10 protein-coding genes, 1 tRNA gene, 3 pseudogenes and 1 riboswitch are annotated in these 12,054 nt (G+C 71.6%); of the genes and pseudogenes, 6 read left to right on the forward strand and 8 right to left on the reverse strand.

The annotated features are described in order from the left end of the window. Positions 1-321: 321 nt before the first annotated feature. Positions 322-405 (forward strand): annotated as a pseudogene (locus tag ACIGYR_RS07910) (pep a2); the annotation flags it as partial. A 38-nt stretch (positions 406-443) separates the two neighbouring features. Here ACIGYR_RS07910 and ACIGYR_RS07915 read toward each other — a convergent pair. The 4 genes and pseudogenes from ACIGYR_RS07915 to ACIGYR_RS07930 form a co-directional block, all read right to left on the reverse strand. After that, positions 444-1,199, reverse strand: coding sequence for a DUF1707 domain-containing protein (locus ACIGYR_RS07915; RefSeq protein WP_399596368.1), 756 nt, complete (start codon positions 1,197-1,199; stop codon positions 444-446). 9 nt (positions 1,200-1,208) lie between these two features. Then, positions 1,209-2,171 (reverse strand): ATP-binding cassette domain-containing protein, encoded by a 963-nt coding sequence (locus ACIGYR_RS07920; protein ID WP_391845121.1) that lies wholly within the window; start codon positions 2,169-2,171, stop codon positions 1,209-1,211. Position 2,172: 1 nt separating this feature from the next. Continuing rightward, positions 2,173-3,030 carry an ABC transporter permease gene (locus tag ACIGYR_RS07925; protein WP_399596367.1) on the reverse strand — a complete coding sequence of 286 codons (858 nt, stop codon included), beginning with the start codon at positions 3,028-3,030 and terminating at the stop codon, positions 2,173-2,175. 10 nt (positions 3,031-3,040) lie between these two features. Continuing rightward, positions 3,041-3,841: pseudogene (locus tag ACIGYR_RS07930) on the reverse strand (ABC transporter permease). 1,310 nt (positions 3,842-5,151) lie between these two features. Between ACIGYR_RS07930 and ACIGYR_RS07935 the strand changes: the two are divergent. Beyond that, complete coding sequence (locus tag ACIGYR_RS07935) at positions 5,152-8,079, forward strand: transglycosylase domain-containing protein (RefSeq protein WP_399596554.1); 2,928 nt, start codon at positions 5,152-5,154, stop codon at positions 8,077-8,079. Positions 8,080-8,190: 111 nt separating this feature from the next. On the opposite strand, the gene ACIGYR_RS07940 is transcribed toward ACIGYR_RS07935, so the two are convergent. The 3 genes from ACIGYR_RS07940 to ACIGYR_RS07950 all read right to left on the reverse strand — a co-directional run bounded on the left by ACIGYR_RS07940 (position 8,191) and on the right by ACIGYR_RS07950 (position 9,399). Further along, complete coding sequence (locus tag ACIGYR_RS07940) at positions 8,191-8,511, reverse strand: DMT family transporter (RefSeq protein ID WP_399596366.1); 321 nt, start codon at positions 8,509-8,511, stop codon at positions 8,191-8,193. A 37-nt stretch (positions 8,512-8,548) separates the two neighbouring features. Further along, a riboswitch (guanidine-III (ykkC-III) riboswitch) is annotated at positions 8,549-8,610 on the reverse strand. 77 nt (positions 8,611-8,687) lie between these two features. Next, the gene (locus tag ACIGYR_RS07945; RefSeq protein WP_391845127.1) at positions 8,688-9,047 is read right to left on the reverse strand and encodes a GroES family chaperonin; all 360 of its coding nucleotides are present in this window, start codon (positions 9,045-9,047) and stop codon (positions 8,688-8,690) included. Positions 9,048-9,069: 22 nt separating this feature from the next. Continuing rightward, on the reverse strand, positions 9,070-9,399 hold the full coding sequence (locus ACIGYR_RS07950; RefSeq protein ID WP_391845129.1) for a DUF3618 domain-containing protein: 330 nt from the start codon (positions 9,397-9,399) through the stop codon (positions 9,070-9,072). A gap of 93 nt (positions 9,400-9,492) precedes the next feature. Between ACIGYR_RS07950 and bcp the strand changes: the two genes are divergently transcribed. The 4 genes and pseudogenes from bcp (at position 9,493) to ACIGYR_RS07970 (ending at position 11,372) form a co-directional block, all read left to right on the forward strand. Beyond that, positions 9,493-9,960, forward strand: coding sequence for a thioredoxin-dependent thiol peroxidase (gene bcp, locus ACIGYR_RS07955; protein WP_391845131.1), 468 nt, complete (start codon positions 9,493-9,495; stop codon positions 9,958-9,960). A gap of 138 nt (positions 9,961-10,098) precedes the next feature. After that, positions 10,099-10,719, forward strand: a pseudogene (locus ACIGYR_RS07960) (HNH endonuclease); the annotation flags it as partial. 12 nt (positions 10,720-10,731) lie between these two features. Beyond that, positions 10,732-11,289, forward strand: coding sequence for an HNH endonuclease (locus ACIGYR_RS07965; RefSeq protein WP_399596552.1), 558 nt, complete (start codon positions 10,732-10,734; stop codon positions 11,287-11,289). Further along, positions 11,289-11,372, forward strand: a tRNA-Leu gene (locus ACIGYR_RS07970). The genes ACIGYR_RS07965 and ACIGYR_RS07970 overlap by 1 nt, the downstream gene beginning before the upstream one ends. 53 nt (positions 11,373-11,425) lie before the next feature. On the opposite strand, the gene rdgB is transcribed toward ACIGYR_RS07970, so the two are convergent. Continuing rightward, entirely contained in the window at positions 11,426-12,028 is a 603-nt protein-coding gene (gene rdgB, locus ACIGYR_RS07975; RefSeq protein ID WP_399596364.1) for an RdgB/HAM1 family non-canonical purine NTP pyrophosphatase, read from the reverse strand. Positions 12,029-12,054: the final 26 nt, after the last annotated feature.

A 12,054-nucleotide genomic window follows, 5' to 3' on the forward strand; every position in this document is an offset into this window, starting at 1 on the left:
GGGCGGGGCTGGAGTGGGCTGGGCATCGCCGTTTGCTGCGGGTCGTCGGGGGCCGGTCGCGCAGTTCCTCGCGCCCCTTTGGGGTGTTGGTCGCGGGGGAGTTGGGTGGTTGCCCGTGGTGCATGGGGGAGTTGGCCTGGGGGGTGTCGCTCAGTAGTCCTTGTGTCGTTGCTGTGGGGCTGGGGGGCGTTGTTTGCTGCGGGTGGGTGGTGGCTGGTCGCGCAGTTCCTCGCGCCCCTTTGGGGGGTTGGTCGCGGGGGAGTTGGGCGGTTGCCCGTGGTGCATGGGGGCGTTGGCCTCGGGGGTGTCGCTCAGTGACACGGTAGCGAGATCATCTGGTTCTCCCAGCGCGCCCGCGCCGGCGAGCGCATGCCGCTGGTGCCCGTCGCCCCCCGGCCGATGCTTCTCTGTGACTCTTGGGGTGTTCGCCGTAGGGGAGTTGGTCAGTAGTCCTTGTTCCGGCGGCGCTCTCGGTGCTCGTGGCGGTTTTCCCGGCGGGCTCGGTGCAGTTCGTGCCGTTCCGCGCGGCGTTCCCGCTGCTCCCGGCGGCGCTGCTCCTTCAGACGCTGTCGCTCGGCGCGCGGGAGCTTGCGTTCCACGCCGACCCCGCCCCAGAAGGCGAGACCGCTGATGACCACCCGCGGGGCGTCCGGCTCGACCGGCCCGTCGTCCCTCGGGTGCTCGAAGCCGCCCATGACGCCGATGCCGCGGACCACCACCTCGACCCCCGGCTCCACGATCACCTGCACCCCGCCCATGATCGCCACACAGCTGATCTCGACCTCGCGGTCCGCGAAGTCCGCCTCCCGCAGGTCCAGCTCGCCGCCACCCATGAAGGCGAAGCAGGAGAACCGCTTCGGCACCGTCCAGCGGCCCTTGCGCTCGAACCCCGACAGGATCGCCACCGCCCCCGTCGAGGACCCCCCGCCCCCGGTGATCCGGCTCGCCCAACCCCCGCCCCGCACCGGCTCCTTCACGAAGGACACCGGGACCGGCGGCGCCGGCACCCCGGCCGCCGGCAGATCACGGGTCAGCGGCGCCAGCTCACCGTACGTCCGCGCCCTGTAGACCGCCTCCAGCCGCTCCTCGAACTCCGCCATGTCGAGCCGGCCCTCGGCCAGGGCGTCCCGCAGGACCTCGGCGACCCGATCACGGTCGCCATCGGACGCCCGAAGGTCCAGGGCTGCGTCGTCGCTCATGGCAGCAGCCTACGAGACCGCCTTCTCGGCGTACATCCTGGCGATGACGGCCTCGATGTCCGGCTCCCGCACCGACAGGTCCACCAGCGGATACCGGGCCGCCAGATGCGCGACGACCGGCGCCGCCGACTGCCCCGCCGGGAACGCCAGCCACTGCCGCGGCCCCTCCACCCTCACCACCCGCGCCGCCGGCACCTCCACCGGCGGCAGCTCCCGCTCCAGGTCCACCACCAGCGTCCGTTCGCTCTCCCCGACCTCGTGCAGCCCCGCGAGCGGACCGTCGTACACCAGCCGCCCGTGGTCGATCACCATCACCCGCGAGCACAACTGCTCGATGTCCTGCAGGTCGTGCGTGGTCAGCAGCACCGTCGTACCCCGCTCGGCGTTCAACTCCCGCAGAAAGCCGCGCACCTTGGCCTTCGACACGACGTCCAGACCGATCGTCGGCTCGTCCAGGTACAGCACGTCCGGATCGTGCAGCAACGCCGCCGCGATGTCCCCACGCATCCGCTGCCCCAGCGACAGCTGCCGCACCGGCACGTCCAACAGGTCGCCCAGTTCCAGCAGTTCCACCAGACGGTCCAGGTTCTCCCGGTAACGGGCGTCCGGGATCCGGTACATGCGGTGCGCCAACCGGTAGGAATCCATCAGCGGCAGGTCCCACCACAGCGTGGTCCGCTGCCCGAACACCACCCCGATCCGGTGCGCGAGGCGCATCCGCTCCCGCGACGGATCGACGCCCGCCACCCGCAGCCGCCCGGCACTCGGCGTCAGGATCCCGGTCAGCATCTTGATCGTGGTCGACTTCCCGGCGCCGTTCGGACCGATGTACCCGACCATCTCCCCGCGCGGCACGGTGAACGACAACGAGTCCACCGCCCGCACCTCGCGCCGCTCCCGCCTGAGGAACCCGGTCCTCCGGCGCACCACGAAGACCTTCTCGACCCGCTCCAGTGTGATGAACTCACTCACGCTAACTCCCTGTGCTGCGGTACGAACGAAGTCCCGCCCGCCAGGCCAGCCCCGCCAGCGCACAACACCCCGCCGCCACCAGCGGCGGAGCCCACGCCAGCCACTCCGGCAGCCCCAACGGGTACGGCCGCCCCAGCATGTGGGTCGCGGGCAGCCAGTTGACGAAGGCCAGCGGCAGCACGAAGGTCACCCCGCGCACCAGCTCCTTCGCGAACACCGTCGGCGGATACTGCAACAGCGTCGTACCGCCGTACGTGAAGGCGTTCTGCACCTCCGAGGCGTCCTGCGCCACGAACTGGAACGCCGCCCCCGCCACGAACACCGCGCAGAAGATCCCGCAGCCGCTCACCACCGTCACCGGCAGCAGCAGCAGCCTGTCCGCCGTCCAGTCGATGTCCACCCGGGTCAGCGACCAGCCCAGCACCAGCGCCCCCTGCGTCACCCGGCCCAGCCGCCTGAGCGCGAACCGGTCGGCCGCCACCTGCGCCAGCACCGGCGCCGGCCGCACCAGCAGCGTGTCCAGCGTGCCGTCCCGCAGCCGCCGGCCCAGCCGGTCCATCGACCCGATCACCAGGTCCGCCAGCCCGAAGGCGACCCCGGACAGCCCGTACAGGAACGCCACCTCCGGCAGCGGGTAACCGCCCAGCGCGTCCACCCGGGAGAACATCAGCATGATCGTGACGAAATCGAGGAAGGTCGCCGCGAAGTTCCCGAACGTGGTCATGATGAACGACGTGCGATAGGCCATCGTGGACCGCACCCACATCGCCGCGACCAGCCGGTACGTCCGTACCCCCTCGGCCGGCCGGTACGTCCGTGTGCCCCGGGCCGGCCGGCCCGCCCGCGTCCCCGGCGCCACCGGACCCCCTTCAGCCACCCTGCACCACCACCCGGCGCGTCGCCGCCGACTGCACCAGCCGCCCGGCACCCAGCAGCGCCGCCGCCCAGACCACCTGGAAGAGATAGGTGGACAGCGGATCACCCTGCCCGAGCAGAATGTCCGCCGGCGCCTGAAGCAGCGACGACCACGGCAGGAACCGGACGATCTCGCCGAGCGTGCCCGGGAAGACGTTCAGCGGCAGCAGCATCCCCGAACAGAAATACCCCGTCAGCCAGGCCATCTGCGCCACACCGGTGCCGTCCAGCAGCCAGAACGCGCTCAGCGCCACCAGATAGCGGATACCGAAGCCGACGAGCATCGCGAGGAACACCGCGACCAGGAACGCCGCCCAGGTGCCGGCGTCGGCCGGCAGGTACACCGGGAAGCACAGCGCGCCGAACACGAACGGCACCAGCCCCCGGCCCAGCAACTGGAAGAACGCCCGGCCGAGATCCGCCGCCAGCCACCACAGCTGAAGATCGGCCGGACGGTACAGGTCGACGGCCACGTCCCCCGTACGGATGCGTTCCATCAACTCGTCCTCGACGCCGCCACCCCCGAGCGCGAGCGTCGACAAAAATGCCTGCCCGAGCCAGACCTAGGTCATGGCCTGTGCCTGGTCGTACCCGCCGAGGTGCGGCTTCTCGTCCCACAGGGCGCGATACGTGTACACGAGGATCAGTCCGAAGACCGTGTTCGTGAAGACCCCTGCCGCAGTGGCGGCCCGGTAGGTCGCGTACCGTCTGAATCCCCCTGCCGCGACGGCCGCGTACAACCGTCCCGCGCCCACGCCAGTCGACCTCCTCGGACCGCTCGACACCGAAGCGCAGGAGCCTAGTCCGGAGGCCCGACGGCCGGCCATGGGTTTTCCGGCCGGAACCGTGCTGGAATCCGGGAACGGAACGCCTGGTGCGAGAGTCTTCAAACAGGGGGAGCGCAGAAGCGTACGAGGCGTACGGGAACGTACGACGCTGAAAACAGGAGTCCGTGCACGACATGAGCGACGAGCCGCAGCCGCAGCAGCCGAACGAAGGCGTGGCGCCGGAAAAGCCGCTGCCGGCTGAAGGGCCCGGGACCCCGGGGGGCCACGGGGAGAAGGCCACCCATCGGCCTGAAAGCCACTCCGAGCGCCCCCGGCGGGCCCCGGAGGCCGACGGGGAGGGGAACGCCCGGCGTGACAGCAGCGACGGCACGAGCAGCACCACCCGGCCCGCCACCGGCCGCTCGCCCGTGACACCCCGCGACGACACCGGCCGCTCGCCCGTGACACCCCGCGACGACACCGGCCGCTCGCCCGTGACACCCCGCGACGACACCGGCCGGGCAGGTGCGGCGTCCGCGGCCGACTCCGAGCGGCCGGACTCGGCGGCGCAGGACCGGACGGCTTCCATGGCCCGTGCCCGCCAGGCGGCCCACGGCGCCCGCACGGAGCGGACGCGCCCCGCGGACACGACGGGTACCAACGGAGGCGCACTGTCCGACGGCCCCGCGAAGCCCGGCCGCGGACCGGCTCCCGGCGGTGCCTCGACGCCCGGCCGTGGTCCGGTGTCGGGTGCGGCTTCGGCGCCCGGTCGGCCTTCGGCGCCGGGGGCCCAGGCAGCCGACCGCGACCCGGTGTCCGGCGGTGCTTCGGGCTCCGGCGGCGCCCCCGCCTCCGGCAAGGCTCCCGGTGGTGCCTCCGCCCCGGGCCAGACCCCCGGCACCAGGAAGCCCGCCGCCCCTCAGGTCCCGACCGGCTCCGGCGAGACCCCGGCGGCCGAGAGTACCCAGGTGCTTCGGCGTATCACCCCGCCCAGGGGGCCCCAGACCTCCCCGGAGGCCGGGGCCGGCAAGGCGGGCCGACAGGCCCGGTCCGGTGCGGCATCCGGGGCTGCCCCGGGGGCCGATGCCGCGGCCGGTGCTGCCACGGCGGCCGGTGCCGCGGCCGGTGCTGCCTCGCCGGCCGATGCCGCGGCCGGTGCTGCCTCGCCGGCCGGTGCCGGGCAGGGCGGCGCTTCCCGTGGCTCCGGCAAGGCGGCGGGGGCCGCCCGTGGTTCCGGCAAGGCGGCGGGCGGTGCCGCCCACGGTTCCGGGACCGAGCAGGCCCCCGAGACCACCCAGGTGCTCCGACGGGTCGGCGCGCCCCGCGCGGGTGAGCCGGGCGGGACCGGGGCGAAGGCCGCGGCGGCCTCCCCGGCAACCGACACGAACCCCACCGGCCGCACCGGCCACACCCCTCGCACCGGCGGCACTCCTGGCACCGGCGTCCCCCGCCCCGGCGGCCAGAACCGTGCCGCCCAGGCCACCGGCGCCACCGCTGCCGACGCGCCCGGCACGCCCGGCGCCGCCGCCCCGTCCTCCCCGGCCGCCGCACGGGCCGCCCGCGCCGCACGCGCGGCGGGCGCAGCCGGTGCCGGAGCTGCCGCCGGCGCCGGGGCGGGAGCTGCCGCCGGTCTCGGAGCCGGTGCGGGAGCTGGCGCCGGAGCGGGTGCGCAGGCCGCCAAGGCCGGTGCCGTGCCTGCCGCCGCCGCTGCCGGAGCTCAGGCAGGCAAGGCCGGTGGCGGGGCCGCCGCGTCCCGCGCCGCGGACGGCGCCACCGCACAGCCCGACGCCGGCCAGGACAGGACCACCGCCCTCGCCGCCGCCGACGGCGAGACCGCCGCGGGCAAGGGCACCAAGGCGAAGAACGCGAAGAAGGGCAAGCGGCCCAAGCGGACCGGCTGGCGACGGATCTTCCCCACCTGGCGCATGGTGATCGGCACCTTCTTCATCGGCGTACTGCTGCTCATCGGCCTCTTCTTCCTCGGCTACTCCCTGGTCAAGATCCCCCCGGCCAACGCGTTCGCGACCAAGCAGAGCAACGTCTACCTCTACGCCGACGGCTCACAGCTGGCCCGCGACGGCGAGGTCAACCGCGAGAGCGTCAGCCTCGCCCAGGTCTCCAAGGACGCCCAGCACGCCGTACTGGCCGCCGAGGACCGTGACTTCTACACCGAGTCCGCCATCGACCCCAAGGCGATGCTCCGCGCCGGCTGGAACACCGCGACCGGCAAGGGCAAGCAGTCCGGCTCGACGATCACCCAGCAGTACGTGAAGAACTACTACCTGGCCCAGGAACAGACGGTCACCCGCAAGGCCAAGGAATTCTTCATCTCGATCAAGCTCGACCGGAACAAGTCCAAGGACGAGATCCTCGAGGGCTACCTCAACACCAGCTACTTCGGCCGCAACGCCTACGGCATCCAGGCCGCCGCCCAGGCCTACTACGGCAGGGACGCCGCCGACCTCGACCCGGCCCGCGCCGCCTACCTCGCCGCGCTCGTCAACGCACCCAGCGAGTACGACGTCGTAGCCCACCCGGAGAACAAGAAGGCGGCCCTCGCCCGCTGGAACTACGTGCTGGACGGCATGGTCAAGGAAGGCTGGCTCAGCGGGTCCAAGCGGGCCGGCATGAAGTTCCCCATGCCCAAGGAGCAGACCGTCTCCACCGGCATGTCCGGCCAGCGCGGCTACCTCGTCGAGGCGGTCAAGCAGTACCTGACCAGCAACAACATCATCGACGCCGACCACCTCGCGGTCGGCGGCTACCGCATCACCACCACCATCCAGAAGAACCGGCAGGACGCCTTCGTCAAGGCGGTCGACGACCAGCTGATGTCCAAGCTGGACAAGAAGAACCGCAAGGCCGACACCTACGTCCGGGCCGGCGGCGCCTCCGTCGACCCCAAGACGGGCAAGATCGTCGCGATGTACGGCGGCATCGACTACGTGAAGCAGTACACCAACGGCGCGACCCGCGGTGACTTCCAGGTCGGCTCCACGTTCAAGCCGTTCGTGTTCACCTCCGCCGTGCAGAACGGCTCGACCACCCAGGACGGCCGGACGATCACCCCGAACACCATCTACGACGGCACCAACAAGCGGCTCGTCCAGGGTTGGAGCGGCACGCCGTACAACCCGGAGAACGAGGACCAGAAGTCGTACGGGCCGATCACCGTCCGCAAGGCCACCGACCTGTCCGTGAACTCGGTGTACGCGCAGATGGCCGCCGACGTCGGCCCCGACAAGGTCAAGCAGACCGCGGTCGACCTCGGCATCCCCGCCGACACCCCGGACCTCTACCCGTCCCCGTCCATGGCCCTCGGCACCGCCAACGCCAGCGTCCTGGAGATGGCCGAGGCGTACGCCACGCTCGCCAACCACGGCAAGCACGGCACGTACACGCTGGTCGAGAAGATCACCAAGGACGGCACCAACGAGATCAGGCTGCCCGACCAGCCGGTCAAGCAGGCCGTCAGCCGAGAGGCCGCCGACACCACCACCTCCGTCCTGCAGAGCGTGGTCGAGAGCGGCACCGCCACCGCCGCGCAGGCCGCGGGCCGTCCGGCGGCCGGCAAGACCGGCACCGCCGAGAGCGACACCGCCGCCTGGTTCGCCGGCTACACCCCCGACCTCGCCACGGTGGTCTCCGTCATGGGCCAGGACCCGGTGACGGCCAAGCACGTGCCGCTGTACGGAGCCCTCGGCGCGGCCCGTATGAACGGCGGCGGGCCGCCCACCCAGATCTGGGCCCAGTACACGCGCGACGCGCTGAAGGGCAAGCCGGTCGGCGAGTTCGACCTCCAGCTCGAAGAGGGCGCCGACCAGATCCAGGAGCCCCCCGCCACCGGCACGCCCCAGCCCGGCACCGACGCCGGCCAGGACACCGGCGGCACCACCACCGACGGCGGCCAGGACACCGGCGGCGCGACCGCCACCCCGACCGCCGGTGGCACCACCACCGGCACTCCCACCGACGGCGGCACCACCACCGACGGGGGCACCCCCACCGACGGCGGCACCACCACGGACGGGGGCACGACCACGGACGGTGGCACCACCACGGACGGCGGCACGGCCACCGACGGCGGACCGACCACCGGCGGCGACACGACCGGCGGCGGACCGACCACCGGTGGCGGCGGCCCAGGAGGGAACACGGACGCCGGCGGTACCACGGGCACGGCCGCGGGCCCCGGAGGCGGCCCCGGAGGCGGCCCCGGCACCTGAGCCCCGGCACCTGAGGCCCCAGGCGACCCGATGACCGAGTCACCCGACGACTCGGTGACCGTCGGCCGACGGCTCAGTGACCCGACGCCCCGGTGACCGTCGGCCGACGACTCAGTGACCGCTGGTCGCCTTCAGCCCCACCACGGCGACCAGCAGCAGACACACGAAGAAGATGCGGGCGGCGGTGACCGGCTCACCCAGCACCACCATGCCGAGCACCGCCGCACCGGCCGCGCCGATACCCACCCACACGCCGTAGGCCGTACCGATGGGCAGGGACTTCGCGGCGTACGACAGCAGAACCATGCTGGCGACGATGCCGGCGCCGGTGAGCGGACTCGGGACCAGCCGGGTGAAACCCTCGCTGTACTTCATCCCGATCGACCAGCCGACCTCCAGCAGACCGGCGACGACAAGCAGAACCCAGGCCACGACGGGCACCTCCGAGACGAACGACGACTTGACTCCGAATGCGTCGTCTTTGCCTTCGACCCGGTACGGCGCGTCTCGTCGGGCTCCTTCCGAACCTAACAAACACACGGCGAAGAGGGCCGGTGACCATCGTCACCGGCCCTCTTCGCCGTCACTTCGCGGCTACGACCCCCGCGTCAGAGGTACAGCCCCGTGGAGTCCTCCGACCCCTCGAACCGGTCCGCGGCCACGGCGTGCAGGTCACGCTCGCGCATGAGCACGTACGCCACGCCCCGCACCTCCACCTCCGCCCGGTCCTCCGGATCGAACAGGACCCGGTCGCCGGGCTCCACCGTCCGTACGTTCTGACCGACCGCGACGACCGCGGCCCAGGCCAGCCGCCGCCCGACCGCCGCGGTGGCGGGGATCAGAATGCCGCCCCCCGACCGCCGCTCACCCTCACCGGTCTCCTGCCGCACCAGAACCCGGTCGTGCAGCATCCGGATGGGCAGCTTCTCGTGGTGGGGGGTGCTGTGCTCGTTTCTGTTGGCGCTCACGCCTCGAACCTACCTGTCCCGGTCAGTCCCGGCGCCGCCGGGCCCCGAGGGTGAGCAGCCCCACGACCCCCACGACGACGAGCGCCACGGGCACGACCCGCTCCAGCCGGGGTGCCCCCTCGTCATCCACGAATCGTGCCCGGACATCGCTCACCATCCGGTTGACCTGCACGTACGCCCGTCCGACCGTGTGATCGACGTTGGCGATGACCTTGGCTTTCGCATCCCCGACGATGGTCTTCGGATGCACCCGCACCCCGATCTCGTCGAGCGTCTCGGCCAGCACTTCACGGCGGCGCTTGATGTCCGCCTCGATCTGCGCCGGGGTTCTGGTGTCCGACGTGTCCGCCACCGTACGGCCTCCGAAGTCTTCTGATGCTGTTCCGAACAGTCTGTCAGCTCATGGCCGCACCGCACCGCAAGGCCCCCCGGTTACGCTGGTCCGATGAGCGAGCGACTCCAGCCCGGGGACGTTGCCCCCGCCTTCAGCCTCCCCGACGCCGACGGCAACGACGTGTCCCTGTCGGACCACAAGGGCCGCAAGGTCATCGTCTACTTCTACCCCGCTGCCCTTACCCCCGGCTGCACCAAGCAGGCGTGCGACTTCACCGACAACCTGGAAATCCTGGCCTCCGCCGGCTACGACGTCATCGGCATCTCGCCGGACAGCCCGGAGAAGCTGGCGAAGTTCCGCGAGCAGGAATCCCTGAAGGTCACCCTCCTCGCCGACCCCGACAAGAAGGTCACCGAGGTCTACGGCGCCTACGGAGAGAAGAAGAACTACGGCAAGACGTACATGGGCGTCATCCGCTCCACGATCGTCGTGGACGAGGAGGGCAAGGTCGAACGCGCCCTCTACAACGTCCGCGCCACGGGCCACGTAGCGAAGATCATCAAGGACCTGGGCATCTGAGCCCTCCCCGCAGCCGTCGGCGGCCCGCACCGGGATGACTGGTGCGGGCCGCTTCCTCTTGTTCCCGCGTGACTGTCCGATATCCCGTTCGTTACTCCGTACGGGAAACGAACGCATGCCCGGAACGGAGGGGGCTCGATGGGGGCCAGTGCGTACACCGAGGACCGCCTGGAAAGGGCGGCTCGCGGAGCACGAACGCTGACGCAGGCACTGGAGAGACTGGGGGTGGATCCGCGGAGCCCGACGCGGCGGTACGTGCTCGCCCGGATGAAGAAACTGGGGGTGGACGTCTCCCACTTCGAGCGGGAGGGGGTGAAGTGGACGAGGCAGGTGCTCGAAGGGGCGGTGGCCGCCTCCACGAACATGGGGGAGGTGCTGCGCCGTCTCGGCCTGGAGGTGGTCGGCGGCCATCACACGCACATCAGCCGCCGGATCAGGGCGTACGGGATCGACACCTCGCACTTCCAGGTGCCGACGCGGCGGGTAAAGCCCCGGCGGTCCCGGACGCGGGAGGCGCTGCTCGCGGAGCAACCCGCCGGCCAGGCCCGGCGCGTCCAGAGCGACCGGCTCAGGTGGGCGATGACGTCCGTCGGCACGCCGGAGCGCTGCACCCGGTGCGGTACGGAGCCGGTGTGGCGGGGCCGTCCGCTCCGGCTGGAGGTGGACCACATCGACGGCAACTGGCGGGACAACCGGATCGAAAACCTTCGCTTCCTCTGCCCCAACTGCCATTCCGTCACCGACACTTACCGGGGCAAACTGCGCCGCTACCTGGCCCGACGGTTCGCGCACTTCGGCATCGACATCTCGCACTTTTCCGATCGGGGCGGGCAAGCTCGCCCCGCGCCCGAGGAGTTACGTGTGGCGGTCGCCGGGTCGGTCTCCATCGCCCAGACGCTTCGCCGTCTCGGACGCCCCGATACCGGCAAGCAGCGCGCGTCGCTGCGTCAGTGGATCGTCCACGACGGCATCTCGACCGGTCACTTCCTGGGGCAGGCACACAGCCGAGGCAGGACTCGCCCGGACTGCACCAAGCGCCCGGAGGACGTTCTGGTCGAGCACGACGGTCAGCGCCGGACACGGACCGACTTGCTGCGCCGTGCGCTCCGCCAGGTGGGCGTCCCGGAGGAGTGTGCCGACTGCGGCGTCGGGCCGGAGTGGCTCGGGAGACCGATGACGCTGGAGGTCGACCACATCAATGGCGACTGGAGTGATGACCGGCGCGGAAACCTCCGGCTGCTCTGCCCCAACTGCCATGCGATCACGAGTACCTGGTGCAGGGGCGGCGGAAGGCGGCGAGCAACTCCCGGTACGATGGCAGGCGGCTAGCGGCGGTGGCGCAACGGCGACGCAGCAGACTTAGGATCTGTGGCCCTTGATCGGGCTTGAGGGTTCGAATCCCTTCCGCCGCACCGGGGCGACCTGCGAATCGAAGGACGACTCGCAGGTCGTTTTTTTCGTGCCCTCAGCCCAGCAGCTCCCGCACCACCGGCACCAGCGCCCGGAACGCCTTGCCCCGGTGGCTGATCGCGTTCTTCTCGTCCGGGCTCAGCTCGGCGCACGTGCGGGTCTCGCCCTCCGGCTGGAGGACAGGGTCGTAGCCGAAGCCGTTCGTGCCGGCGGGGGCGTGCCGCAGGACGCCCCGCAGTTGCCCCTCGACCACCCGCTCCGTGCCGTCCGGCAGTGCCAGGGCCGCCGCGCAGGCGAAGTGGGCGCCGCGGTGCTCGTCGGCGATGTCGGAGATCTGGGCGAGCAGCAGGTCCAGGTTGGCCTTGTCGTCGCCGTGGCGGCCGGCCCAGCGGGCGGAGAAGATGCCGGGGGCGCCGTTGAGGACGTCGACGCAGAGGCCGGAGTCGTCGGCGACGGCGGGCAGGCCGGTTGCCTGGGCCAGGGCGTGGGCCTTCAGCAGGGCGTTCTCGGCGAAGGTGACGCCGGTCTCCTTGACGTCGGGGATCTCGGGGAAGGCGTCGGCGCCGATGAGTTCGTGCGGCAGTCCGGCATCGGCGAGGATCGCCCTGAGCTCGGTGATCTTTCCGGCGTTGCGGGTGGCGAGGATCAGGCGGGTCATGTCCGCCAGTATTCCTCGCCGCCCGG

The sequence above is a fragment of the Streptomyces sp. NPDC053076 genome (assembly GCF_044546845.1).
GTDB lineage: Bacteria > Actinomycetota > Actinomycetes > Streptomycetales > Streptomycetaceae > Streptomyces.

Coding starts and splice junctions, on each gene's coding strand:
- ACIGYR_RS07915 (WP_399596368.1), bottom strand. CDS start 1,199: ATGAGCGACGACGCAGCCCTGGACCTTCGGGCGTCCGATGGCGACCGT.
- bcp (WP_391845131.1), top strand. CDS start 9,493: ATGAGCGAGCGACTCCAGCCCGGGGACGTTGCCCCCGCCTTCAGCCTC.
- rdgB (WP_399596364.1), bottom strand. CDS start 12,028: ATGACCCGCCTGATCCTCGCCACCCGCAACGCCGGAAAGATCACCGAG.